A 25925-nucleotide genomic window follows, 5' to 3' on the forward strand; every position below is an offset into this window, starting at 1 on the left:
ATTTGTATAACACGTATAACCCCCGATAAAATCAAATCTTCTTATACTTTTAAAAATCTTTCATGAAACAACCCTGTTCGCTATCCGGACGCCATCAAATGGCAGTCTCTCAGCTACAGTTCCAGGCTGTTCTCCTGCAAAAGGAAATCGTATATACTCATTGTAGTTATTCCATTTTCATCATGCTTTACCTTAATAACATCTTTCACTATAACAATCTTCTTAAATGAATCATTCACATTAAGCAATGATGCCTTCTCTTGCTCTTCCTTCTCCTTATCCGGTATACTAAACGCAGATTGAATATAATATCTCCTGCTTCCCAGATTCGCCACAAAATCAATCTCCAGCTGTTTTTTTTCTTGTCCGCCATCCTTATTACGGCTTCGTTTCTGCACAACACCTACATCCACTTGAAATCCCCTCATCCGAAGTTCATTATAAATAATATTTTCCATCAAATGTGTTTCTTCCACCTGCCGGAAACCAAGTCTGGCATTCCGCAGCCCAACATCCTCAAAATAATACTTAAGAGGCGTTCCAATATACTTTCTGCCCTTTACATCATAGCGATTTGCTTCACTCACAATAAACGCATCCTGCAAGTATTCCAGATATTGACGAATCGTATTCAGGCTGATGTCCGACTGTATTACACTTTTAAAGGTTGCCTCTATCTTAGATGGATTCGTCAGCGAGCCGGTTGCAGATGCTAAAATATTAATCAAATCATTTAATTCCTGTATCTTTTCAATATGATTACGCTCAACAATATCCTTGATATACGTTTCTTCAAAGAGTCTGCTCAGATAATTAATTTTCTGCTCCTCTGTCCTCATTGTCACGGTCAACGGCAAACCACCATAAGTAACATACTCTGCCCATCCATGATACATATCTCCTTCATATGCTTCCATAAATTCTTTGAAACACAGCGGAAATACATGTATTTCATCACCTCTTCCCCGAAATTCGGTAATAATATCTTTGGACAAAAATTTTGAATTGCTTCCGGTCACATACACATCGACATTTACAATGTGAAGAAGTGAATTCAATACCTCTTCAAAATCTGCCAGCATTTGTACTTCGTCCAGTAAAATGTAATATGGTTCCTTATCTGTAATTAAAGTATCTATATAATCCAATATTGCATCTGGATCACGATATTTTTTATTTTTCCTTTGATCAAGCTCAATCGTAATAATATGTGTTTCATCAATCCCCTGAGCCAGCAAATAATCTCTGAAAATTTTAAAAATCAAATAGGACTTACCACATCTTCGAATTCCGGTAACTACTTTAATTAAGCCATTATGCATACGCTCAACGAGCGCTTTCAAATATCGTTCTCTTTTAATCTCCATATACGCCTCCATTACTGAAATATATGGGATATTGCTCCCTCTTTTTTCAATATTGTACCTCTTATTTTGCATATTGTAAATTTTTATTGAAATCTAAGGGCACATTTGCACCGCTTTTTCACCATTTTATTGTGTAATCATTTATACCAACATATCACTGTCTATATCCGGCCAAGTTGATGCCATCAATTCTCCGATACGAAGTCCTGCCGCCAAAGCCACAATTAACAAATTGTAATAAATAATGGATTCTGGAATTGGCAAAACGCGTAAGAAAAATCGCCCATGTGAGTTCGTTGCCTTTTTCCTCCCCAGGTAAAATCCAAGATGTCTAATGAAATCCGTATCAGGTAAATATATTAACTCTCATCAATACAAGGCAGAGAACGGCCGCAAAGCCCATAAGCAATGACTTTTCGACCGTTCTCCTATTCACTCCAGCTGCCAAAGATAAGCTTGTAACACAAGGTACAATTAAAGGAAGTATCTGCTCGTACCCACGGTAGAATCTTCTCCCTTGTTCTCCGTATAATAATTATCAATAATCTCCATATTCTCGATATACCATCCTTCATCTCGGTAGGATGCCTCTATTATTTTTACAGTGTCCTGACTAATATCATCCTCCAGCAATGCGATAAAACGAACCATTGGCTTCCCATCTTTATGGAACAGCGTAGCTCCGATATACCTCTCCAAATCCCACCAATTCTCTGCATCTCCGAATTTATCAGGCTGACTTAGCGCAATATCCGGATTATGGATAAAATTCTTGGGATACTCCCGCCATTCGTTGTCATCATCAAAATAGAGCAGGGAAATCTCTGCTGCTCCGTAATTACTGCCAGTATCGCATCTTACTAATAAGACATCCGCCTTTCCGTTTCCAGACAAATCCCCTGTAGCTAAATAGGAGCTGTAATATCCCATATAATCCTTTACCACCAAAGCGTTCCCGACAGCAGCAGCCAGCTGTGTATAGGCTTCATCACCGGACCGAACATCTTTTACGTATACTCTGTCCTCCTCCCCATCTCCATTTAAGTCACTTCTTAATTCGATTCCCATATCAATGGGAATGTCCGCAGTCTGATGGACAGTTTCATTTTCTTTTATTTGAATACCGCATCCAAGTAAACATAGCGCCACACACATTATTACTATAAAGGCTGTTCCATTCCTTATCCAGAATAAAGTCACATTTTTTCCCTCCCGTCCGTCTCTATGGAATCGGACGCAAAAGGGCCATCTGCCAAATCCATACAATCCACATACTGACTGCCGATTTTAAATGCGTAAAAGCTTCTGTGCTCTGCCGTCATGCTTTCCTCTGTACTTTCTGACTGGTTATTATCCTGAAAATAGGCCGGCAAATAGGTTTCTTCCATATGCAGATCATCCCTTGTTATATTTTCAAGGTAAACATACAGGATAGTGCTGGCATCCTCCATTATAATGGCGTACTCGTATTTGTCTGACCAATCCGCCAAAGCCACATATGCTTCACTGGAAAAATTGTCTTTATCAAAATACAGCTGGTTCGTCTGTCCGCATAGCTTAGCTGCTCCGCGGCCAGTCTCTCCTTTTCCTTTGTAAATTCATCCGCATTGTATTCCTTTTTCAAATAAATCTGACAGACAGGGGAAAATATTTCATCTCTGAACTCATAGTAAAATTCCTCTGAAATACTTTCTATTTCTTTGTCCGGAAATACAATCAACGGGCTGTGGACATCTTCCCCCGTAAATTCTCTGTATCCGTCACTGCCCTGCAGCACCGTTTCCGTTCCGTAAATCAAGTCATCAGCCGCCATAGCGCAGCCTGTGATCTGCAAGCCAAAAATACCTGCGGATAAAAGAATAGGTATTTTCCGACAGATACTGGTTTTCCAAAGGAAACTTGTTTTCCTTTTCATAACTAAAAATTCCCCTTTCTGGTTATGTTTTCATTGTACAACGTGCTGAAAACATTGTAAATAAATCTTCCCAAAAGCCAAAGCCCCCTGCCGTGCAGCAGACAATGCCAGGACTGCACAGCATGGGGCTTCCGTTTTCTCAATTCATATATACTCTCTTTACATTGTATCACATATATTTTGGGGCTTTCCCGCCAGATAGGCCTGCACGTTGTCAAACTCTATTTTCGCCCGTCTCACCATGGCCTCTTCCGTGAGGAAGGCCACATGAGGGGTAAACAGCGTATTGGGCGCATGCAGCAAGGGATAATCTTCGGGAATGGGCGGCTCCATATCATACACGTCAATGGCCGCTCCGGCAATCCGTTTCTCCGAAAGGGCCTCCGCCAGGGCTTCATTGTCAATGATGGGCCCCCTTGCGCAGTTGACCAGTATGGCGGTCTCCTTCATTAATGCAATCTTTTCTCTCCCGATCAGGCCCCTGGTCGCCTGGCAGAGAGGCAGGTGGATGGATATGATATCACTGCGGGCCATTACCGCATCAAGGTCAGTCGCTTCCAGCCCTTCCGCCTTCCATTCCTCTTTTGCCTGGAGCTCGTTTACAAGCACCTTGGCCCCAAAGGCCTGAAACAGCTTTGCTGTGCGGTAACCGATTTTGCCGCAGCCTACAATGCCCACTGTCTTGCCCGCAATCTCTCTTCCCGCCATGCCAAGGTTTGTGCCCCCGTCTCTCACAAGACCGTCTGCCTCCACGATCTTCCGATAAAGTCCAAGCACCATGCCCACTGCCAGCTCCGCCACGGACTCATTGGAATATCCCGCGCAGTTACACACCAGAATGCCCTTTTCCCTGCAGGCCTCTCTTCCCACATGATCCACCCCCGTAAAGGCTACAGCGATCATTTTCAGGCGGTCCGCACTGCGGATTACTTCGTCTGGATAAGGGTGATTGGCGATCATCACAATGTCCTGTCCTGCGGTTCTCCTTTTCAGCTCCTCCACATCCTCGGCCTTTTCCTGATAATAGGTAAACTGATGTCCTGCGTCCGCAAGAGCCTTTCCATAAATTTCTATCACTTCCTCCGATACTCCCAGAGGCTCCAATAAGCTAATATTCATTTTTAACCTCCTTCACAATATCCGCTTTCCCAAGCCCAAACCCGGAAAAGTCAATTCCCAGGCCCTTTCCCTTGGGGATGCAGACCTTTCCATCCTTTACGATAAGGCCCTCCGGCACATAATTTCCCAAGTCCCCAAAGCCCTTATATTCATGATAATGTCCGGCGTTTGGAATTACCGAGCAGAAAAGCAGCGCGTTATAGGCGGCATATCCGCCTGAGACATGGGGCGTCACCGGCATTCCCGCCGCCTGGGCCATTCTTGCCGCCTTGATACACTGGATAAAGCCTCCCGTATACTGCAGATCAGGCTGCAGCACCTGGGCGGCATTGTTCTCCACGATCCAGGCAAACCGCCTTAAGCTCGTCTCCTGCTCTCCAAAGGCCAGAGGAATCTCCAGCGCATCCGCCACTCTCTTCGTGTCCCACAGATCGTCAAAGGGACAGGGCTCCTCATAAAAATAAGCGTTTATGCTCTCGGCGATTTTGCCGATCTGGATTCCCTTTTCGGCATCATAGGAGCCGTTGCCGTCCACGTGAATCACAAAATCCTCTCCAAAATATTTTCTGGCAAGATACAAAAGACCCTCTGTGCGTCCGGCAATAGAATCCCTGTTTTTGCTCATTCTGCCGCCCAGCTTGAATTTCACCGCCCCCGCCCCTGTGTCATCCACCAGGCTCTGGAGATACTCCACCTCCTCCTGGGGCGTATTCATGCGGTTGCCCGATGCCACATACAATTCAATTTCCTCTCTTTTGCGGCCTCCCAAAAGCTCTGTGGCCGGCACCCCCGCCGCCTTTCCCAGCAGATCCAGCAGGGCGGCCTCTATCCACGAAATGCAGCACCAGTAGGCAAGTCCCTGAATTTTATAATTGATATCCGTAAGAAATATTTTGTTTAACAAGGCTTCCATTTGCCTGGCGTCCCCGCCAATAATCAGCTTTAGGAAGCGCTCCAGCAGCAGATGCAGATATTCCGCTCTTTCAGAGCAAGGGGCTATGCCCTCTTCCCCTCCCTCTCCGGTCACCTTCAAAAACCAGTTTCCACGTTTTTGATACACCGTACAGGAAGCGATCACAATGGGATTTGGCAGGCGGCTTATCTCCACCACCGGCTGCTCCATGATTTCTTTAAGCTTCTCTTGGCTCACCGGAACAAAGGGCTTAAAGTCCGGGTGCAGTTTATACATATCTTACGATCTCCTTTCTCTCATAGTCGTAGAACGCCCCCTCCAGCATATGAATCAGGGTATTCTTTACCACAAGACTTATTCTGCAAAGCTTTTCCGTCTCCTCCTCTCTGTGGATGTGCCATCTGTAGGGAGCAAAGGCTCTGGTTCCTGCCGGCTTTCCATCTACAAAAAGGCTTGCGCATTCAAAAAAACGGATCTCCTCTGGGACAGCCAGACATACCTCCCTTCCCGAAAGCTCCATCTCCCAGGTATAAGTAATCTCTCCGCTGTAAAAGGGATACCCCTGTGGCATGCGGCCGTCAAAAAAGCCTTTCGTTTTCTGTTCCCCAATCCTATCCGGGCAAAGGACACCAAAATCCCCCAGCAGATAAAGCGGATCGCTGAGTCCATGCCATTCTTCGCCAGCCGTCACGCAAAGCTCTATTTCATTTCTTCCAAGACGCACAAAATCAAGCACATTGCAGATAAGATTATTCTGGTCATAGCATCGTTTCCTCCAAAATGCCTCCTGCTCCAGCCTTTTTTGGTTGATGCAAAGCGTAAAATCACCCATAATTCCTCTGGCGTCCCGCATCAGATACAGCCTTTTGGGCAGCCTGTCTATTAAAAAGGCACTGCGGTAAATAAGCTTTGCGGGAAGCCGCAGACGCGGCCTTGCAGGCAGCCCAAAGCCCCCGGAAAATTCTATGCCCAGATACTGTGTCAATCCAGCGGCCCTTGCCTGTTCCACAAAGGTTTCGGGATAAACCTCTCCTTCCGGGGAGCCGTTTACGGAAAACAAAAACCGCTCCAGCCGCAGCACATTCAAGCCCTTGATGCTTATGTCCATTTCCTTTGTGACCGGGACAAGGGTTTCACTCCCCGGCTTTTCTTCTCCCCCCAGCTCCAGGGGCCGGCTGGACAAGACGATAAGTCTGCTCTCCCAGGGTCTCAGGGAAAGTTCCATGCTGTCTGTACAGCCCAAGCCTCTGCACTCTCCCGTCTCCAGATCCAGCTCTCCAAAAAAGCGTCTGTCGCCAGCGGATATCTCAAATTGTCCCTTCGCGCCGCCGCAGCTTGTAACAAATACATAACGGCAGTCCCCGTCTGTTCTCTGACAGGATACAATTTTCCCAAAATCCTTTTTTCCTGTCCGTACCACAGCCTCCCCGGGGCAGATCTTCTCCAGCGCCTCCACAAGTCTTTCCCCCGCGCCGCTTTTTTCCCCGCCTCCAGGCATGGACACACAGCCAAGGCCGGGAAGCGGCCATGAAAGCTCCGCCTTTCCCGTGCCGTTAAAATAGCTTTCCTCCGCAAGGCTGTCAAGGCTCCAGGGAAAATCTGAATCATCAATTCTTTCATAGGGCGTAAGTCCGCAGAAAATCAGCTTCCCACCGCTTTTAACAAATTTTTTTAAAAGCTCCGCTCCATAGCCCTCCAGATTCTTTATGGGCGGAACGATCACCGTGCGGTATGTAGCTCTTCCCACCCGGATCTCTCCATTTTCAACCACGGCCTCCTGAAGCGTCTCCACATCCAGATCCTCGTAATCCACATGATGGAAAATAAGAGTCCTGCACAGGTAGAGATAATCCCCAAGAAGCCTGGATACCTGAGCCTCCTCCTGCACATCGCCGCCCACATATTTCATGCGCAGCATGGGGTTGATCATGGAGGTCCACCAGCTTGTCATGGGATGAAGAAGCGCAGCCCGCGGGGCATACTCCGTTCCCGTTATAAAACGCGCGCACCTTGCGCAGTAATCCGCCAGCTTCTGATAATGCTCCCAGTAAGGGTTTTGTAAAAACTGAGAGGGCGGCGCGTCATGCTTGGTAATTCCGTCCACTGTGTAATAAAAGGCATGGAACACATGCAGGGAAGCCCCCATCAGCGTCTCTCTGTCAATCTGCCATTTGGCGTCCTGCAGCGTCATGCTCCAGCCTATGCTGTGAAAGCTTTCAATCAGGCACTCCCTGCGTCCGTACTGTCTGGCCATCGCGCTGATCGCCTTTGTATTGGAGCGAAGCCCCGCAAAATCCCTTTGGATAACCTCCTCCAGGGGTACGCCGATTTTATCATGGTTTGGATCCCCTCCGGGCACATGGCTGTACTTTTGTCCGCTCATGCGCATCACAGGGATTTCCGCAGCATACTCCAGACCGTACCTTTCGCACCAGCCGGAAATTCTTTTGTGATAACGGTCACGAAGCAGCTCGTGCATACATTGGAAATAGCGGTAACGGATTTTTGCCGCCTCTGGAAAACGCCTGTCCCATATGCCAAAAAGCAGAGGGAGAATATCTTCTCCGTATTTTTGCCGGTAGTACCCGGGCAGCTCAAAGGACCAGAAATAATCTCCCAGAAAATGTGTCTCGTCCCCAAAAATCCCTTTTATGGTTTTTCCGAATTGGCTGCCCAGGGCCTGCCTGTATTTCTCATAGGTGGTGGCAAGAAAAACTTCCACCGCCCCAGGGTCTGCGGGATCTATAAAATCCCCATAATATTTAAAGTCCTCCAGCTTTTTTGCAGATGCCGTAAGAATCCGCCAGCTGCCCTCCGGCGCCTCCCAGGAAAGCTCCTTCTGGGGATCATAAGAAAAATAACGTTTTCTATTCAAGACCGGCCTTTGCGACTGATTATACTGGTAAATTTCCACCGGCTGAATAATTCCCACGAAGTCCCGAAGGTCGACGCCCTGATGCCACAGCGTTTCCCCATTTTTTACAGGGAACGCCATGGCGCACAGGCTGCGCACCTTCCCCAGTGGTATGACTGTCCTTCCTCCCTCAGCCAGGGTGTCTGTAAATACAAGCTCATGCTGGCAGGACTGAGGCTTCTGCAAAGTCACCTCGCCGCCGCTCATTCCGCTGGGATAAGGAAATTCATCATACAGCCATACCTCAAGGCCGTTTTTTTCTGCGCAGGAAACCGCGTAGCTGCAAAGGTCAAACCACTCTCTGGAAAGATAGGGCGTCTTAAGCCCCTGACGGGCACACAGCACGAAGCCTCCCAGTCCCTTTCTTTTCATCTCTCCGATCTGGTATTCCACTTCTTCTGTCTTTACATCGCCGTTCAGAAACCAGAAAGGACGGATTCTGTTTTGAACCGGCGGGTTTTCAAACTGTGCGATCATAGGCTTCTCCTTCTTCGGCGGTTTCCCGCTCCTTTTTACCTGCTTTATTCTCCGTGCAGCTCCCTGTATGCCGCGATCAGCTCATCCGCAGTCTCCTGTCCTCCTGACGCCGCATAATCTGCCACAAAATCATCAAATACCTTATCAAACTCTCCCGGGGCCGCGCACACCAGCTTCGCAATATTGTCGTCCAGCATCTGGCTTAAGGTGGCCGCATACTCATCTGTAAGCGGTGTGGAAGCATTCACCGTAGGCGTATAATATTCCACATCCGACAGACATCTTGCCGTATTTAAAATCTCCTCATGATAATCCGGGTTAAAGTCCTTAATGTAGTTTAAGATAAATTTATCCTTCTCCTCCTTGGAGTTGTAAGGCTTTCCAACAGTGCCGTACTGAGATTCCACCCAGGTGACTCTGGATTCCTCTCCCTCTTCCAGGGTAACCTGAGGCACACCGTCCACCATGGTGTAGTCCTCTCCCTCGATGCCAAGACAGCCTACCATATATCCAGCCTCGCTGCACATCCAGTCGAGATATTTTACAACCGCCTCCACATTTTCGCAGGAGGAAGGAATATACCATGCGTACTTATAGGTGGGAGGCATATTGTACAGCTGATAGAAATTCTCTCCGCTTTCCGTAGACCAGGGCCAGATTGCAGTAAGCTTTGCATCCGGGTCATTCTCCCGCAGGGTGTCGTAAAGGTTGCCGTAAGCGCTGTGGTAAGGGTACTGCCCGTTCTGGATAAATACCGCCATCTCGCCTCTGGCGATCTTCTGGCGGAACAGGGACTCGTCCTTATCCAGAATAAACTCTCCCAAAAGCCCGTCATTGTACAGGTCGTTCAGATAGCGGAAGCACTCCTTGGCCTCGGGCCACATAATCATGGGCGTAAGCAGCTTCTCAACGCTGGGAGCTTCATCCAGAAAAGCGGGAAGCATCACCATATCCCACATCAAAAACTGCTGTCCCGTCATTCCCATGGGCACCAGGGCGTCTCCCACTCCGCCGGGATCCTGTGCCTTTATGGCTTCCAGCATTTCCCTGAATTCCTGAGGGTTGGTGGGAACGGAAAGTCCAAGCTCATCCAGCCAGTCCTGCCGCACAAAGGTGGTTCTCATAAAATCGTTCTGCTTGTGATACAGGAAATATTGTGCGCCGTCGATCTGCCCGTCAGCCAGCTCATCCTCACTGTAAAACTTCTTGATGTTTTCTCCAAATTCGTCAATATAGGGTCCCATATCGGCCACACCGCCGCTGGTGATAAAGGACTTTAACAGGGAAATATCCGTCACCCGCACCAAATCCGGCGCATTGTTGGCCGCCATCATGGTGGACAGCAGCTCCTCATTCTGCTGCTTGGGCACAATCACATAATTTACCTTGATGCCAAGGGGCGCCATCTGCTCATTTACGTAATCCACCCACCAGTTGTCCTCCAGTGTGCCCTGGTCAGAGGGAATGGTTCCCCTGTCCCATACGATCTGTGTAATCTCCACCAGCTCCTGGGGCTCCTCCTGGTCTGTCTCCTCCTTGCCCTGCTCTGAACCGGAGCTCTGCACCGTATCGGAGGCCTGCCCGCCGGCCTGCTCATTTCCGCATCCGCTTAAGGCTGTCAATAGGAACGCGCCGCACAGCAGCAATGATAACATTTTCTTCTTTTTCATACGCTTCTCCTTGTTGTGATAAGATTTACTGTGTTCCCTTCCCCCATTTTACAATCTGTTTTTCTTATGCTTCAAGCCTTTCCTCTTCCGCCTCCTTTCCTTTCAGCATCTGATCCGTCACCCTTTTACAGCCCCCACGGTAACCCCTTTTACAAAATAGCGCTGCATAAAGGGATACACACAGATGATGGGCAGCACTGCCAGCACCACCGTTGCGCCCTTTAAATTTTCCGGTATAATGCTGGCGTCTACGCCGGCCGCCGGATCAAGCGCGTCGGAAAACATACTCAGGACCTGATAAAGCTTTACCTGCAGAGTCAGTCTTGTCTGATCCTGAATATACAGTAATGCGTTAAAGAAAGTATTCCAATAAGCCACCGAATAAAAAACTGTCAGCGTGGCCACAGCCGGCTTCGCAAGCGGAAGAAAAATCCGGTAAAAGGTTTTAAAATTGGAGCAGCCGTCCGCTCTGGCGGCCTCCTCCAGCTCCACAGGCAGTCCCCGGAAATAATTGATCATAATGATCAAGAGAAAGGTGTCCACCAGATTGGGCAGGATCAGGGACCACATACTGTTAAACAGTCCCAGGTTCCGTATCACCATGTAGGTTGGAATGATGCCCCCGTTAAAATACATGGTAAACACAATCAGTCTCATGATAACCCCGGAACCCCGCAAATGGCTGCGGGAGAGGGGATATGCGGCGATGACTGTGGCAATCAGGCTGCTGAGCACGCCAAACACCGTAATGCGCACCGTAAAGAAAAAGGAATTGATAATGGAGCTGTCCTGAAACAGCCTTTCATAGGCCGCAGTGGTAAATTCCACCGGAAACAGCAGCACTCTCCCTTCAATAATTGCCGAAGAGTCAGAAAAAGACAGCGATATGATGTAAATCACCGGATACAGAAACATGGCGCTGAGTATTACCATCAAAACCGCATTAATTATGTCAAAGCCCTTTGCGTTTTTTCTGTGGGAATTCATACTCTCTCTCCTTTCTTACCGCCTGCGCTTTCTGGCCGGCTTGTTTATTTTTTTCACCTTCATGGCAAACAGCCCCTCTTCTCCTAAAAGCTTTGCGATTTTATCTGAGCCGATTACCAGCACAAAATTGATTACTGACTGGAACATGCCCGCAGCGGTTGTCATGGCGTACTGCGCTTTGGAAATACCCATGGTATAAATATAAGTGCTTAAAACAGTAGACATATCGCTCACCATGCTGTTGCCCAGCAGATAAGGCTTGTCAAAGCCAATGGTCATAATTTTCCCGATTTCCAGAATCAGGATGGTGACAATGGTGCTGCGTATGCCCGGAAGGGTCACATGCCAGATTCGCTTAAACCTTCCGGCGCCATCAATCTCCGCCGCCTCATACAGCTCCTGGTCAATCCCGGAGAGAGCGGAAAGATAAAGAATTGCCTGCCAGCCCGTTTCCTTCCAGATACTGGAAAATATATAGATAAAAAGCCAGGAGCCTCTTTTCGTCAGGAAGCTTTGCTGTTCAAAACCCGTGTTCTTTAAAAGAATATTGATTACTCCCGTATTTTCCGCAGTGAGGGCTACGATAATACCGTAAAAGATAACCCAGGAAATAAAATGGGGGAGGTAGGAAATGGACTGCACCACCCTCTTAAATTTTGAATGCTTCACTTCATTTAAAAGCAAAGCAAATATAATAGGAATCGGAAATCCCGCCAGCAGGGAAATCAGATTCAAAAACAAGGTATTTCTGATTGCCAGCCAGAACATCCTGTCCCGAAACAGCTTTTCAAATACCTCAAGGCCCGCCCAGGGGCTTCCCCAGATTCCCTTCTGAAAATTGTAATCCTTAAAGGCAAGCACCAGGCCATATATAGGAACATATTTGAAGATAAAATAAAATGCCAATGGAATTAACAGCATCAGATACATATCATAATTTCCCTTCAAGTAGGTTCCAAAGGTTTTGGTCCTGGGACTTGCTTTTTGACGTCTGCCTATTGTCACATGCCCACTCTCCTTTCTGGTTTCTTTTGTTGTTTTTTGTGGATTTCTGCTGTAAGGAAATTGTACTCTCCCTGTTACTCCTGCGCAATTTCACAGTTTGACCTGAGCTTAACAAATCCACCCTGTTGTCCTTTTTCATCCCTTTAACAAAACGCCCATTCTTTAACAGAACCTTCATTTTCCTGTCCATCGCTTGTTTGGACGCGCTTAAAAGGCTATAATAAATTAAGGAAGAAATTGTTTGCAGCACCACGGGAGGATAAGGATATGTTCATACAGCGCGCAAGAAAACAGGACAGCTTCACCGGCAGGCTTTTCCGGTCTTTTTTATCCTTGATCCTGATGTTTATGGGGCTTACCGGCATTACCATCAGCCTGATCTCCATGTATGTGCTCAGATCCAACACCATCCGGGACAATCAGCTTCTTCTCACCCAGTTTGGCAATTCCGTAAATACCGTATTCACCTATGTAGACAACATGACGTCACACTTTATCGCCAATCAGAAAATCCGGGATTTTCTTGCCTACTATGAAAAAAAGGACATCGAAGTGATGTCCGATGTCTCCACCCAGTTTCAGAATTTCATGATCAGTATAGATTCTATCCACTCGATCCTTATTTACTATCCCCAAAAGGACATGGTATATATGGCAAATACAGGCTTCCTTCCCACGCAGGATTTCTATGACCGGGATTTTTTGGAAAATCTGAACCTGGTGGATATCAGCTCTCTCTGGAATACGCCCCGGACCATCCGCGATACATCCGGCCGCAGCGCAACCCTTTTCAGCATAATCAAGCCTTTAAAGTACAGCGGCAGCGCTCTGGAGGCTGTTTTGATTGTAAATCTGGATGCCTCCTTATTTACAGAGGTATTTAATTCCATTTCCACAAATAAGCAGGCCTACCTGGCCATGAACCACCAGGGTATCCTGGCAGCCTGGTCCCAAAACGGACTTCCCTATATCCAGGCGGGTAACGATATTTTTAACGCTCTGCCCGATACAGGCAGCAGAGAGCTTACTCTGGGACAAGACAGACTGCTGATTTCCTGCATTGATTCCCAGGACACAGGCTGGAAATTTTACAGTCTCGTCCATACGGATATTTTGTATCAGGAAATCTATACCCTTCTGTTGTTTTCTGCAGGCAGCCTTATGATCGGCTTCCTCACCGCCGTTTTCTTTTCCAGAATGATCACCCGGCGGCTGAACGCGCCTCTTGCGGCTATCGCAAGGCAGCTCTCCGGGAAGGCTCCGGCTGAGCGCTCCTCCCGGCCGGAGGGAGACGTCCTGAAGCACATTGAAAGGGGAATCACCCGCCTGCAGACGGAAAACGAAACCATACAGCAGAGTCTGGAAAAAAGCCAGCCCATCCTGAGGAATAACTTTCTCGTATCCCTGCTGGGCGGCATTATCACAGATACCGACGAAATCGACCGGAACCTTTCCTATTTTGGTATAAGCCTTCCGACAGATGTGCCCGTCTGCGCCATTCTGGTGAGAATTAACGAATATGACACCTTGAGCGGTGAAAAATACCAGCCAAAGCAGCTGCATTCCTTTTCCACCTATCTGGCAAATTTGCTGGAAACAGTCTTTCCCAATACAAAAGACTGTCTGATCTGCAGCTCCTTTGAAAACGAAATTGCCGTAATCTGTACGCTGGAGGACAAAAAAACGGCCCATGACATGGGCCGGAAAATAGAAGAGCTGTTTGAAGCAGAGAAAAAACATATTGAGAGCATCGCCATCGGCAGCGTGGAAGTCTCCTTGTACAAGATTCATGCCTCCTGCGCCAACGCCAGACGGGCGCTGGCCTTAGGTCTTTGGTCAGACGGCCTGTTGATCTCTTATGAGGATATCCTGCTGCACTCCTCGGAAAGCGCCAAATATCCTTACGACCTGGAGGCGGATCTGATCTCCGCCTTAAAAAACAGAAATCCCCAGGAGGCGGATCAATGCCTGAAAAATATGCTGCATTTTATCCTCCCCCAGACAAAGAACGACAAAATTTCCCGCACCTACCTTCTGGCGCAGCTTTACGGCGCTTTGATAAAATACGCCCGGGAATCGGGTCTTACGGGAGGCTTTGCCGAGGAACCCAGCCACTATGCGGAGCTTCTTTCCCTGTCCGGCGAGGGCATCCTTTTATGGTTCCACGGGCTGATGGAAAATATTCTGGCCCAGATTGCCTACCGAAAAGCAAACTCCGAACAGCTCTTATCCGGCCGCATTAAAAAATACCTGGAGAAAAATTATCAAAAGGACATCAGCATCCCGGAGCTGTCGGAGATTTTCCTCTACAGCCCCACCCACCTGTCCCGGATTTTCCACAGCGAAACAGGCAGCAGTATCAAGCAATACCTGACCAAAATACGAATGGAAAAGGCCTGCGAGCTTTTGGGAGACTACTCCTTAAAAATCTCAGAGGTAGGGGAGCTTACCGGGTATCCCAGAGTGCACGGCTTTTTAAAGCAGTTTAAAAATTTTACCGGACAGACCCCCAGCGAATACCGGGAATATCTGTCCGCTAAAAAAACCGGCCAAAAGCCTGGAGAGCCTGACTCCTAATTAAATAAAAGCCTTTTTGCGTTTTCACTAAAAATCATTTCCCGGTCCTTTTCGGAAATGTGCTCAAAGCGCACAGCCTCCACATACATTCCCGGGTTGACGATGGGATAGTCCGTGCCAAACAGGAATTTTTCCGCTCCCACAGTCTCTATCCCATGCCGGAGCATTCCGTACCGGAACAGCCCCGTGCCGGACAAATCCAGATAAATGTTGTCATATTTTTTTAAACGTTCCAAATGCTTTAAAAAGTCATCCCTGTCTCCAGGATGGGCAGCCACAAAGGTTACCTGGGGATTTTGGGCGATCATGGCTTCCATCTGCTCCTGCCACTCTGACATGGTATGAAAATTGACTATCATCTGATATTCTGCAGCTTTTTTTAATATTTCCCGGAGATTTTCACTTGCATAATCCATGCCGGCCTCCTTCCAGCCGTGCATGTAAGGCACCAGCTCTCCGATCAGCCGAAAGCCCTTTTCGTGCATCCATTCCAGGGTTTCTAAGGATTCTTCCACGAAGGCCGGATGAATGTGAAAACCGGGGGTATAAAAATCTCCGTAAAGCTCCTTTACTTTAAGCGCCTGCTCGTTCAGCCTTCTGATTCCAGCAAAGCCGTCCTTCAGGCAATAGCCCTGCGGTTCAATGACAGAGCCACAGATGTGCCCAATTCCCGCCCTTTTCAAGTCAGCCTCCGCCTCGCCGGGTGCCAGACAAAGGCTTCCCTTGTACATACACGCATTCTCAGGCTCTGTCAGATAGGGGTGCGTGTGAAAATCAATAATTTCCTTGGTCATTTATCTTTTGCCTCCTTGATATATTTTTTGTACTCTGTGGGAGTATATCCCGTGTATTTCTTAAAGCTGCTGGAAAAGTACTGGGAATTTTCTCCAAACCCCGCCGCTCTGGCCACATCCAGAATCAGCGCATCCCCGTCCCTTGCCAGCATTTCCATAGCCAGCATCATTCGCCTGTCCAGAAGATAGGCGGAAAATTTCTGTCCTACCTCCTTTTGAAATACCTTGCTTAAATAGTTTTCGTTGAGAAACAGCTTTTGGGCAGATATCCACTTAAGGCTCAGCTCCTCGTTGGAAATTTCCTCCTGCACCACCTGTAAAATTTTTTGTATGGTCTGGGAATAGCGACTGCCTTGCTCCTTCTTTGGCAGGATTCGGGACAGCGCAGGATTTTGCCAAAGAGACGACAGAAACTGCCTCCCCTCCCTATCGTTTTTACACTTTAAGACCACGTTGACCAGCGCCGCCTCATCCAGCGGCTTTAGGAGATAATCTCTGGCCCCAGCGCGCAGCGCCTCCTGGGCATAGCCAAAATCCGCATAGCCGCTTAGAATAATAAAATCCACATCCTCCCGCAAGGCCTTTACTCTTTTTAGCAGAGCGATCCCATCCATCACCGGCATTTTAATATCTGCCAGAATCAGATCCACCGGGTTTTCCTGAAAATATTCCAAAGCCTCCACGGCGTTTGCCGCCGTCTTGACCACAGTAATTCCATGATCCTCCCAGCGGATATGGGAGGCAATGGCTTCCCTGACGATCCGCTCATCATCCACCACCATCATTCTGTATACGTTTCCCATTCGGTTTTCCTCCCGCCGCAGCGCTGCTTCTGTATTCCTCCAGGGAAATACAGCTCATCCTGATCTGTGCCACTGTTTCTTCCCCTTCACGAAAGATATCCACTCCATAGGCTTCCCCGAATACAGACTGAATCCTCTGCTGTATGTTCATAAGCCCGATTCCATTTCCCTTGGGCTTTACAATTCCCGCTTTCAGCTTATCCAAAAGCCCCTCCTCAGGCCCCGGCCCCGTGTTTCGCACCTGGCAGATACAAGCTTCTCTTTCTAAGAAAATGCGGATTTCCACCGTACAGGTTCCCAGCATACATTCCAGACCGTAGGCAATGGCGTTTTCCGCCAGGGGCTGCAGGGTAAACTTTGGAATCACAAGACTGCTGCATTCCTCCGACACATCAAATTTTACCTCCAGCCTGTCCTCATAGCGATGCTTTTGTATAATAAAATAATGACATGCAATATCAAGCTCCCTGTCTATGGTGATCACAAATTCCTCATCGCTGATGGCCTCTCTGAGCAGAATCCCCAGACTGCTGATCATGTCGGCCGCTGCAGGCATTTCTGCCGTTTTCGCCATCCAGTACAGAGAATTTAAGGTGTTATAAAGAAAATGGGGATTCATCTGGGACTGCAGGGCCCTCAGCTGGGTCTCCTTCACCAAAAGCTGCTTCATATAATTATCCCGCACCAGCTCATTGATCCGGGCGGACATTTTGTTGAAGGCTCCTTTCAGGGCATATACATCCTTGTCATGGATATCCTGCCTTTCATACATGGGCAGCTGGGCAGTATCTCCACCCGATATTTTACTGATATGCTGGATAAACAGCTTGATATCCCTGGTGACCCGGTGGGTGGATAAAAAGGCAATGAGCATGGCCGCCACACTGCACAGGGCAAAAATGCCTGCGTAAATGGCAAAGGCCTGACGTACATCTGCAAACAGCTCTGTATAAGGCTCTAAGAGCGTATAGGAAAAAAATTCGCCGCTTGCGCCAAAGCTCACCATAAACCAGCTTCTGCCGCCTAAGTATTCAATGCTGTAGCCTGCTTCCCGTTCCCAGAGCCGGGTCAGATCCTGCTCCTCCATCAGCCCCTCCGTGTCATTCAGCACATATTCCAGCATCCCGTCCTGTCCCTGGAGGACAAATATGCCGTCATGGGCGTCCGTAAGCGCTCTTCCCAGCTCCTCCACATCCACAAACAGCACGATCACACCGATGTGCGCCAGAGAAAGATTTTTTCTCTCCCTCAGCTGCTTGGCGATAATCAGAAGGTTTTCCTCCCCCATGAGCGTCTCCCCATCCAAAAACACATTCTGGCCTGAAGCCGCCAGGGCCTGCTCTTCCACCGCATCCGCCGCCTCCTCAGAAAGCCTGCAGTAGCTTGTGGAGGCCGCCACCCGCACCAGCCCTTCTCCGTATAGGAAGTTGGCGCAGACAATGGCCTGATCAGATCGTATGCCGTTTTGGATGGAGTCCACAATCACATTCAGGCCCGAAGCCTGCTCCAGGGCGGAAGGGCTTTCCTCCCCGTCCCCGATCAGCAGACTTCCGGCCTCCTGTATTTCACTGGATACTACCAAGCCATACAGTGTATCCTGTATGTCTTCCAACCTCTCCTCCAGCTCACGGACGCTGCCGCCCAGCAGCTCTCCCGTAAGCTGATAGATATATTCTGTGTTGGACGCTTCCAGCCGGGAAAGGGCAAAACAGCCTCCCGCAAAGCTCAGCACTGACGTCCAGATCAGTATCCAGGAAACTCTCTGAACGATACTTCGGCGTTTCTTTTCCACGAGATATTCCCTCCCGTTTTTCCTTTCCCCTTATACCCTGCGCATCCCCTCCTGCTTTCTCCTCCTTTAGTATATACCTGCTCAGGATTTCAGTCCAGACATAGAAATACCTTCCACAATATATCTCTGGGTAAGCAAAAACAAAATAATCACCGGCAGAAGGGACAGCACACACATAGCGAACATAGCGCCGTAATCGGATACGCTGGTAGGATCGCTGAATAACTTTAAAGCAATAGAAACCGTATAATTCTCCGGCGTGTTCAGGTAAAGCAGAGAGCCCATAAAATCGTCCCATTTCCAGTAAAAGGAAAAGATTGCCGAGGTAGCAAGCGCGGGTTTGATCAGGGGCAGCATGATCTGGGTAAACAGCCTGATCTTGCCGCAGCCGTCGATCTCCGCCGCTTCATCCAGCTCCTTTGGAATGCCCGCAATAAACTGCATGATGAGGAAAATAAAGAAAGCTCTTCCTCCCCATTCCGGCACCGTTAAGGGCAGGAAGGTATTTACCCAGCCCAGGCCGTTAAAAATGATATATTGGGGCACCACCAGCACCTGGCTTGGCACCATCATGGTAATCATCATACAAATGAAAAAGAAGCCCCTTCCCTTAAAGCGGATTCTGGAAAACCCATAGGCTGCCATGGCGGAGGCAATCACATTTCCCACTACAGAGATGATGGTAACGATCAGGGAATTCTTAAAAAAGGTGGTAAAGGTGGTGCCTCCAAAGCCTGACCAGCCCTTTGCATAATTGTCAAACCGCCATTCCCTTGGGAAAAGCTCGTCCACTGTGGACAGCACCAGGCTGCTCTCCTTAAAGGAGCTGAAAAACATCCAGATCAGAGGATAGATCATTACAAAGCCTATGGCGCATACCACCACATGAAAGACTACCGTATTGGCCGCTCTTTTATACTGTGTCATTTCTCCTTCCTCCTCTTCTTTTTCTTCTTTCCTTCAAACAGTTCATTTTCATAGAATACCCATGCGCTGGAGGATTTGAATACCAAAGCCGTAAAAAATCCGATAATCACCAAAAGAATCCATGCCATGGCGCAGCCGTAGCCCATCTTATAGTACTTAAAGCTCTGCCGGTACAGATACAGGGCGTACACCAGCGTTCTATTCATGGGACCGCCGTCCGTAATGATCATTGCCTGGGAGAACACCATGAAGCCGCCGATCATCTGCATCACCAGGTTAAAGAAAATGATGGGGCTCAGCAGGGGCAGCGTGATCTTGAAAAATTTCTTCACAGGACCCGCCCCGTCTACCACTGCCGCCTCATAATAGCTCTGGGGAATCTGCTTTAGGCCGGATAAAAAGATCAGCATAGGAGAACCAAACTGCCAGATAAAAAGCAGTATAATGCACCACAGAGCCGTGTCCTTATTGGAAATCCAGCTGATGTCGCTGGGAATTCCCAAGGCGTTTAAAAAGGTGTTGACCACGCCCGTCTTGGAAAAGCAGTATTTCCACATAACGGACACCGCCACGCTTCCGCCCAGTATGGAGGGAAGATAATATACCACCCGGTAAAAGGGAACCGCCTTGGATTTCCGGTTTAAAATCATGGCCACCAAAAGAGCGAAAATCAGTCTCAAGGGTATGGAGACGAACACAAACTGAAAGGTCACTCCCATGGAGGTGGAAAAAAGATTGTCGTTCGTAAACATTTCAATATAGTTTTCAAGCCCTATAAACTTAGGGGCCGACAGCATATTGTATTCTGTAAAGGATAAAAAGAAGGACGCCACAAAGGGAATGGCTGTAAACGCCAGAAAGCAGATCAGCCATGGGCCGATAAACAGGTAGCCTATCCAGCTGCTGCCAGAGCGTCGCCTGCGCTTCGTCCTGAGCGAAGATACTTTTTCCATAGTGTTAATATCCCGTTTCCTTTCCGCATTTTCTGCAATAGAAAGGGGAGCCGAAGCTCCCCCTTACACAGTTTTTCTTTCCAAAGCCTCTGTTATGGAAGGATGGAAGCCGCCTGTGCGATAAAATCTGCCACACAATCCTGTGCAGTCATTTCGCCATACATTACCGCCACATAATCGTTTTTCAGCACACTGATCAGCTCTGCGGAATTTACAGGGTCGGCCGGATTTGTGGAGGATACCACAGCGGATACCCTGTTCACATACTCCAGTGAATTTTTCGTATAAACATCTGTCTCCGCATCAGTAGCCATCATATCCCGGATAGCGGAGGATAAGGAAATGCCTCTGTCTGTTCCAATCAGCTTCGCAGCCGTTTCATCATTAATCAGATAATTGATTACCGCCGCAGCCGCCTGGGGATTCTCACAGTTGGCGGAAATGCTCCAATACATATTGGGATTTAAATACATTCCTGTCTGGGTTCCCTCATCCATCTGTGGAACCATGGCAAGCCCAAGCTCCTGGCCCAAAGCCTGGCTGTAAACCGTATAGTAATTGCTCAGATTCAGGGACATTGCTGCATTTCCCTGAGAAATATAGTAATCCTCCGTAGCGGACCACGCCACCTGCACCTCAGGGTCAACCAGATAACCCTCCTGCACTCCCTCATAAATGCTCTGGATAGTATTAGCAACCGCAGTCACTACCGCTTCATCCTCTGCCCAGGGAAGAGAAGTTCCGTCCTCAGAGAAGAAATCATAGCCCATGCTGCGCACCATAGCCTCTACCGCCCAGCGCGCCTCAGAGAGAAAAGGAATCTCCGTCTGGATGCCCGTTGCATCATAGATTTCCTTTGCCGTGCTTAAGAATTCACTCCAGGTCCAGTCATCAGAAGGATAGGCAACGCCTGCCTGATCGAAAATTTCTGTGTTGTAGAATACGGCAATGGTATTGCTTCCTGTGGTAAAGCCTGCCAGCTGGCCGTTCACCATGCCGCCGCTTAAGCTGCTCTCATCTATATTGGTAACATCAATGGTGCCGTCGTCAACATAGGGCTGCAGGTCAATAATCTGGCCATTCTGGGAATAATTGATAATGTCCGTGGTAGACATCTGAATAATATCCGGCAGGTTTCCGCCTACCGTCTGGGTGGCCAGATTCTCAAAATAGCTTGTCCAGCTTGTATATTCATAGGTAAATTCCGATCCCGTCTCCTCGGCGTACAGATCCAGCGCTTCAATGGTGTCGTTGTGTCTCTCCTGGCTTCCCCACCATGCGATCCGCAGGGACGTTCCCTGGCCCGAAGCTGCATCCGTGCTCTGGGCTGCTTCTGTGCCCTGGCTTTCCGTCTGCGTCTGAGCAGCTTCTGTGGAAGCTGCGCTTGTCTGCGCATTCTCCTGAGCGCTCTGCTCGTCCGTGCCGCTTCCGCAGGCCGCCAGAGAAACGCACATGCCAGCCGTCAGAATCAATGCAGTCAACTTTTTGACTTTGCTACTTTTCACTCGCTTTTTCACTTTTGCTCCTCCTGTTGTCTTGTGTGATGCGCGCGCTGGTTTTTTGATAACTTTATTATAATTTTCCTTTTGAAAAGCAACAATAAAAAAAAGTGAGGGGTTTGTTTAAAATTCTGTCATTTTGCAGAAACGTCCTCTGTTTTGTGAAAAAAGTCATACACCGCCTCCGCACTGCCCCGGTTCATCTCCGGAAGCTGTAAAAGCTCCTCCACAGAAGCCTTCCCGATATCCTCCAGAGACTTAAAATGTCTCATCAGGGCCTTTCTTCTGGCTGGTCCCACTCCCGGAATGTCATCCAGAACAGACTTTACCTGTCCCTTGCTGCGCAGGGAACGATGGTATTCAATGGCAAATCTGTGAGCCTCGTCCTGAATCCTGGTAATCAGCTTAAAGCCCTCGGAGCGGGTGTCTATGGGAAGCTCCACATTGTTAAAATAAAGCCCTCTGGTTCTGTGGTTATCATCCTTCACCATACCGCACACCGGAATGGAAATGTTAAGCTCCTTCAGCACCGACAGGGCGATATTCACCTGTCCCCGGCCTCCATCCATGAGCAGAAGATCCGGAAATTTCGTAAAGCTCCCATACTCCTGATCCAGCTCCTTTTCCTGCAGCAGGCGGCTTTCCTCCATGCCGTGGAGAAAGCGCCTGGTAAGCACCTCCCGCATGCAGGCGTAGTCGTCAGGCCCGGACACGCTTTTTATTTTAAATTTCCGGTAATCACTGCGCTTGGGCTTTCCCTTTTCATATACCACCATGGAGCCTACGTTTTCAAAGCCATTGATATTGGAAATGTCATAGGCTTCCATCCTGTCAATGCCGGGAAGGCCTAAAAGCGACGCGATCTCCTTCACCGCGCCGATGGTTCTGCCCTCCTCCCGCTTTAGCTTCTCCCTGTCCTGATTCAAAATAAGCTTTGCGTTCTGAGCGGCCAGCTCCACCAGCTTTTCCTTGCTGCCTATTTTGGGCACCCGCAGATACACCCGGCTTCCCCGCCTTTCGCTGAGCCACTTTTCGATGAGCTTTCCATCGGCGATCTCATACTGCAGCATCAGCTCTCTTGGGATAAAGGGGGTTCCCGCATAAAACTGCTTCACAAAATCCTCCAGAATGCCCGGCTTGTTGTTTTCTGACACATTTGTCATATAATAATGTTCCCGGCCGATGAGCTTTCCGTCCCGCACGAAAAATACCTGCACCACGGCCTCCGTCTCATCCTGATAGAGCGCAATGATATCCTTGTCCTCCCCCACGCCCTCTGTGATTTTCTGCTTCTGGGCCACCTGGCTGACGCTGTTGTAAAGGTCTCTGTACCTTGCAGCCTCCTCAAAGGCCATAGCCTCTGCAGCGCTTTTCATTTTCTCTTCCAAGTCCTTTAAAATTACATTGTAATTGCCGTTTAAAAATTCCAGGGCGGCATCCACCTGCTCTCTGTACTGCTCCCTACTCACATAGCCCTGGCAGGGAGCCAGGCACTGCTTGATATGATAATTCAGGCAGGGTCTGTCCTTGCCGATATCTCTGGGCAGACTGCGGTTACAGGTCCGAAGAAAAAACAGCTTGTTCAGCAGCTCAATGGTATCCTTCACCGCCGAAGCGCTGGAATAAGGGCCAAAATATTTTGACTTATCCTTTTTCATGGTTCTGGAAAACAGAATTCTGGGATATTCCTCCCCCACAGTCACCTTGATATAAGGATAAGTCTTGTCATCCTTTAAAAGAGTGTTGTATTTGGGAGAATTCTCCTTGATCAGATTATTCTCCAGCACCAGGGCCTCCAGCTCCGAATCCGTTACAATATACTCAAACCGCGCAATTAAGGACACCATTTTGTCGATCATGGGGCCCCTGCCGATATTCTCCCGGAAATAAGAGCGCACTCTGTTGTGCAGGTCCACAGCCTTTCCCACATACAAAATGACGTCTCTGTCATCTCTCATGATATACACTCCCGGCTTATGGGGGAGCTTTTTTAATTCTTCCTCTATCTGAAACATATCCGACCTCTTTATACTGCCTGTACTTCCTGGCTTCTATTTCAATTCAGCTGCATCAGCCGAATTTTTTTCATTATAGCAAGGATGGGGAAACTGTTCAAGTTATGCTCCTCCACGCTGCCAGTTTGCGGCCTTTTACCCCAAATGCAAAATAATATTTATTCAAGCGTATATCAGTAATAGCAATAAAGCAGGCTGAGAACCTATAAATAAGCTCCCAGCCTTTCTTATCAATATTTTTTATATATTTATGGCTGTTACCATTTTTCCCATGCGTCACCGTAACGCTGCGTCATCATAGCTTCCCACTCCTCCTTCTCATAGACAGGCGTCTCGGAAAAGGGGGAAAATTTGTCTCCTTTCAGTCCCTGGATAATGGCATCCGTCAGCTCTTCTGGATCCATGTAGTACTTTTTCGCATTTTTATATACCTCAAATTCCTCCATAATTTCTTCTCTGGACATATCGACATATTCGCTGTTTTCCTCCGGTGCTTCCCCCAAATGGTCTGATGTGTCCCAGACAGAACGTCCATCTTCGTCGTACCCTGTCTTTTCACTTACAGAAATAATCTCTCCGGTATAAGGATCCAGACTTAGCAAGGCTTCTCTTCCATCCCGATTGATCCCTCTGACCTTCATCAAAAGCTGCGGCTCTCCGTTTGCAGTCATATAGTACTGCAGCATATAGTGATAGCCAAAAGCCCAGTCCACGCCGCCTGTAAATCCCTGATTATACGCCGTCAAAAAGGCATCGTCGGAATCTATCTGAATGCTCTCCATATCAATCCCGGCATAAACGCCCGTGACGGTTTCACTTGGCATAGAAACCTCGCCGTCTCTCACATACATATCATATTCTTTTCCCTTTTTTTCACTGTGAAAAACGAAGGTCCAGCAATTCCTGCGCCCATTTATGCCGTTTTCTGGATTTTCATCGTCCCCATAGTCCGTGCTGATAATCTTTATGACAACCGCATCGTCAGACCATTCCTTTGCTGCGGCATCCGCGATCTCCCAGGCTTGCCTCATGGTAATACCAAAGCGCTGCTCCTCTGCGCTTTGTTCCTCATTTCCTGTCATGGCAAAAGCAGCAGCCAAAAGGAGAATCAGCAGTAAAAGAATTGCCGCCGCAAGCCATGCCTTTCCCCCTTTTCCCCATTTTACCACGAAATATCCACCTTTCTTACCCCATATTGGATCGCCATATTATAATTTTCCTGCGTATTAGCTCCACCATAAACGTCTGTCCAATAATAACTTCTGTTATAGTTTTTATCTCCTGTATCCTCTACAATGAAAGACTCAAAATTAATGCCGCCTATATTTACCGAATCATTTTCATAATATATTTTGGTTCCAAAAGGAATAACAGGCGTTGCATCAGTACTTGATTTTCTATGCACAGCTACGCAGCCTAAATATGGGTAATTACCGCTTGCACAAGGATTGCCAGTCTCCAAATACATTGTTGAATCCTGATTATATGCTATTACTGTTCTCTGCAAACCTCTTTCTTTTACATATTCATAATTTCCCTCTGTCGCATCGACAGAAGCCACCTCAGAAAACGGAGAAAATCTATCGGAATGTATTCCTTCATAGATAGCATTTGTTAATTCCTCCGCATCCATTCCATATTTGACTGCCGCTTCATCTACTTTATAATATGATCGCAACTCCTCTTGAGACATCTCAGCAACTGATCTGTCTGAAGAATCTCCTGAATTTTCTGCCGCCTTAACAGTAGAAGCATTTAAAGAAACACACAAAATCAATAATCCTATTATTTTTTTCCCTTTTCTCATTTTTAAATCCCCTTTGCAATTAAATTTCTATTCTGTCCTTTTATATCATTTCCACATCTTCCTTTATTTCTGCAATGGCATCACGACCTTTCTTTATTATTCATTAGAAAATACTACAGCTTGTTTAATATAATTATACAAAGAAAATTCGCCGAAAGCAAGAATCGCTTCTGAAAAAGGAAATGGCACAGTCAAAAACTGTGCCGTCTCTTTCTGCAGCTTCGCGCTGCTTCCCTTTCTTTATCAATCCACTTTTCCGCCGGAAAAAAGTCCTACCGACGGATCCTGCTTGTCCTGCGGCTTATCTGTCTCCTGCCCGTCTTTAGGATTTAGCACTACGATTCTTTTGGGGTAACTCAATATCCCACACCGATGAAACCAGCATATTTGC

At 47.9% G+C, this 25925-nt stretch carries 20 protein-coding genes; 1 reads left to right on the forward strand and 19 read right to left on the reverse strand.

The features are described from left to right. Positions 1-113: 113 nt before the first annotated feature. The 10 genes from SHK35_RS11925 to SHK35_RS11970 all read right to left on the reverse strand — a co-directional run bounded on the left by SHK35_RS11925 (position 114) and on the right by SHK35_RS11970 (position 12367). Positions 114-1367 (reverse strand): ATP-binding protein, encoded by a 1254-nt coding sequence (locus tag SHK35_RS11925; RefSeq protein WP_318709937.1) that lies wholly within the window; start codon positions 1365-1367, stop codon positions 114-116. 474 nt (positions 1368-1841) lie between these two features. Beyond that, complete coding sequence (locus SHK35_RS11930; protein WP_318709938.1) at positions 1842-2567, reverse strand: hypothetical protein; 726 nt, start codon at positions 2565-2567, stop codon at positions 1842-1844. Further along, positions 2564-2755, reverse strand: coding sequence for a hypothetical protein (locus SHK35_RS11935; RefSeq protein ID WP_318709939.1), 192 nt, complete (start codon positions 2753-2755; stop codon positions 2564-2566). The genes SHK35_RS11930 and SHK35_RS11935 overlap by 4 nt, the downstream gene beginning before the upstream one ends. 62 nt (positions 2756-2817) lie before the next feature. Further along, positions 2818-3282, reverse strand: coding sequence for a hypothetical protein (locus SHK35_RS11940; protein WP_318709941.1), 465 nt, complete (start codon positions 3280-3282; stop codon positions 2818-2820). A gap of 159 nt (positions 3283-3441) precedes the next feature. Beyond that, complete coding sequence (locus tag SHK35_RS11945) at positions 3442-4401, reverse strand: 2-hydroxyacid dehydrogenase (RefSeq protein ID WP_318709943.1); 960 nt, start codon at positions 4399-4401, stop codon at positions 3442-3444. Further along, positions 4391-5590: a mandelate racemase/muconate lactonizing enzyme family protein gene (locus SHK35_RS11950; protein WP_318709944.1), complete on the reverse strand. Its 1200-nt coding sequence runs from the start codon at positions 5588-5590 to the stop codon at positions 4391-4393. The genes SHK35_RS11945 and SHK35_RS11950 overlap by 11 nt, the downstream gene beginning before the upstream one ends. Continuing rightward, the gene (locus SHK35_RS11955) at positions 5583-8705 is read right to left on the reverse strand and encodes a glycosyl hydrolase (RefSeq protein WP_318709945.1); all 3123 of its coding nucleotides are present in this window, start codon (positions 8703-8705) and stop codon (positions 5583-5585) included. Before SHK35_RS11955 ends, SHK35_RS11950 begins: the two co-directional genes overlap by 8 nt. A 44-nt stretch (positions 8706-8749) precedes the next feature. Further along, entirely contained in the window at positions 8750-10375 is a 1626-nt protein-coding gene (locus SHK35_RS11960) for an extracellular solute-binding protein (protein ID WP_318709946.1), read from the reverse strand. Between the two features lie 117 nt (positions 10376-10492). Further along, the gene (locus tag SHK35_RS11965) at positions 10493-11362 is read right to left on the reverse strand and encodes a carbohydrate ABC transporter permease (protein WP_318709947.1); all 870 of its coding nucleotides are present in this window, start codon (positions 11360-11362) and stop codon (positions 10493-10495) included. A 15-nt stretch (positions 11363-11377) separates the two neighbouring features. Further along, on the reverse strand, positions 11378-12367 hold the full coding sequence (locus tag SHK35_RS11970) for an ABC transporter permease (RefSeq protein WP_318709948.1): 990 nt from the start codon (positions 12365-12367) through the stop codon (positions 11378-11380). A gap of 267 nt (positions 12368-12634) precedes the next feature. On the opposite strand from SHK35_RS11970, the gene SHK35_RS11975 reads away from it, so the two are divergent. Beyond that, the gene (locus SHK35_RS11975; protein WP_318709949.1) at positions 12635-14944 is read left to right on the forward strand and encodes a helix-turn-helix domain-containing protein; all 2310 of its coding nucleotides are present in this window, start codon (positions 12635-12637) and stop codon (positions 14942-14944) included. On the opposite strand, the gene SHK35_RS11980 is transcribed toward SHK35_RS11975, so the two are convergent. The 9 genes from SHK35_RS11980 to SHK35_RS12020 form a co-directional block, all read right to left on the reverse strand. Further along, on the reverse strand, positions 14941-15738 hold the full coding sequence (locus SHK35_RS11980) for an amidohydrolase family protein (RefSeq protein ID WP_318709950.1): 798 nt from the start codon (positions 15736-15738) through the stop codon (positions 14941-14943). The two genes, SHK35_RS11975 and SHK35_RS11980, sit on opposite strands and share 4 nt — an antisense overlap. Beyond that, positions 15735-16541 (reverse strand): response regulator transcription factor, encoded by an 807-nt coding sequence (locus SHK35_RS11985; protein ID WP_318709951.1) that lies wholly within the window; start codon positions 16539-16541, stop codon positions 15735-15737. Before SHK35_RS11985 ends, SHK35_RS11980 begins: the two co-directional genes overlap by 4 nt. After that, positions 16507-18333, reverse strand: coding sequence for a sensor histidine kinase (locus SHK35_RS11990; protein WP_318709952.1), 1827 nt, complete (start codon positions 18331-18333; stop codon positions 16507-16509). The genes SHK35_RS11985 and SHK35_RS11990 overlap by 35 nt, the downstream gene beginning before the upstream one ends. Positions 18334-18414: 81 nt before the next feature. Further along, positions 18415-19260, reverse strand: coding sequence for a carbohydrate ABC transporter permease (locus tag SHK35_RS11995; RefSeq protein WP_318709953.1), 846 nt, complete (start codon positions 19258-19260; stop codon positions 18415-18417). After that, entirely contained in the window at positions 19257-20213 is a 957-nt protein-coding gene (locus tag SHK35_RS12000; protein WP_318709954.1) for a carbohydrate ABC transporter permease, read from the reverse strand. Before SHK35_RS12000 ends, SHK35_RS11995 begins: the two co-directional genes overlap by 4 nt. A 92-nt stretch (positions 20214-20305) precedes the next feature. Beyond that, entirely contained in the window at positions 20306-21730 is a 1425-nt protein-coding gene (locus tag SHK35_RS12005; RefSeq protein WP_318709955.1) for an ABC transporter substrate-binding protein, read from the reverse strand. A 116-nt stretch (positions 21731-21846) separates the two neighbouring features. Beyond that, the gene (gene uvrC, locus SHK35_RS12010) at positions 21847-23727 is read right to left on the reverse strand and encodes an excinuclease ABC subunit UvrC (protein ID WP_318709956.1); all 1881 of its coding nucleotides are present in this window, start codon (positions 23725-23727) and stop codon (positions 21847-21849) included. A 257-nt stretch (positions 23728-23984) separates the two neighbouring features. After that, positions 23985-24896 (reverse strand): hypothetical protein, encoded by a 912-nt coding sequence (locus SHK35_RS12015; protein WP_318709957.1) that lies wholly within the window; start codon positions 24894-24896, stop codon positions 23985-23987. After that, on the reverse strand, positions 24890-25534 hold the full coding sequence (locus SHK35_RS12020; RefSeq protein ID WP_318709958.1) for a hypothetical protein: 645 nt from the start codon (positions 25532-25534) through the stop codon (positions 24890-24892). Before SHK35_RS12020 ends, SHK35_RS12015 begins: the two co-directional genes overlap by 7 nt. Positions 25535-25925: the final 391 nt, after the last annotated feature.

This window comes from Candidatus Acetatifactor stercoripullorum (assembly GCF_944382095.1).
Classification (GTDB): Bacteria; Bacillota; Clostridia; order Lachnospirales; family Lachnospiraceae; genus Acetatifactor; species Acetatifactor stercoripullorum.

What these genes read in the sequence shown, in the direction of transcription:
- SHK35_RS11925 (WP_318709937.1), bottom strand. Translation starts at nt 1,367, where the DNA reads ATGGAGATTAAAAGAGAACGATATTTGAAAGCGCTCGTTGAGCGTATG.
- SHK35_RS11935 (WP_318709939.1), bottom strand. Translation starts at nt 2,755, where the DNA reads ATGGAAGAAACCTATTTGCCGGCCTATTTTCAGGATAATAACCAGTCA.
- SHK35_RS11940 (WP_318709941.1), bottom strand. Translation starts at nt 3,282, where the DNA reads ATGAAAAGGAAAACAAGTTTCCTTTGGAAAACCAGTATCTGTCGGAAA.
- SHK35_RS11945 (WP_318709943.1), bottom strand. Translation starts at nt 4,401, where the DNA reads ATGAATATTAGCTTATTGGAGCCTCTGGGAGTATCGGAGGAAGTGATA.
- SHK35_RS11950 (WP_318709944.1), bottom strand. Translation starts at nt 5,590, where the DNA reads ATGTATAAACTGCACCCGGACTTTAAGCCCTTTGTTCCGGTGAGCCAA.
- SHK35_RS11955 (WP_318709945.1), bottom strand. Translation starts at nt 8,705, where the DNA reads ATGATCGCACAGTTTGAAAACCCGCCGGTTCAAAACAGAATCCGTCCT.
- SHK35_RS11960 (WP_318709946.1), bottom strand. Translation starts at nt 10,375, where the DNA reads ATGAAAAAGAAGAAAATGTTATCATTGCTGCTGTGCGGCGCGTTCCTA.
- SHK35_RS11965 (WP_318709947.1), bottom strand. Translation starts at nt 11,362, where the DNA reads ATGAATTCCCACAGAAAAAACGCAAAGGGCTTTGACATAATTAATGCG.
- SHK35_RS11975 (WP_318709949.1), top strand. Translation starts at nt 12,635, where the DNA reads ATGTTCATACAGCGCGCAAGAAAACAGGACAGCTTCACCGGCAGGCTT.
- SHK35_RS11980 (WP_318709950.1), bottom strand. Translation starts at nt 15,738, where the DNA reads ATGACCAAGGAAATTATTGATTTTCACACGCACCCCTATCTGACAGAG.
- SHK35_RS11985 (WP_318709951.1), bottom strand. Translation starts at nt 16,541, where the DNA reads ATGGGAAACGTATACAGAATGATGGTGGTGGATGATGAGCGGATCGTC.
- SHK35_RS11995 (WP_318709953.1), bottom strand. Translation starts at nt 19,260, where the DNA reads ATGACACAGTATAAAAGAGCGGCCAATACGGTAGTCTTTCATGTGGTG.
- SHK35_RS12000 (WP_318709954.1), bottom strand. Translation starts at nt 20,213, where the DNA reads ATGGAAAAAGTATCTTCGCTCAGGACGAAGCGCAGGCGACGCTCTGGC.
- uvrC (WP_318709956.1), bottom strand. Translation starts at nt 23,727, where the DNA reads ATGTTTCAGATAGAGGAAGAATTAAAAAAGCTCCCCCATAAGCCGGGA.
- SHK35_RS12020 (WP_318709958.1), bottom strand. Translation starts at nt 25,534, where the DNA reads ATGAGAAAAGGGAAAAAAATAATAGGATTATTGATTTTGTGTGTTTCT.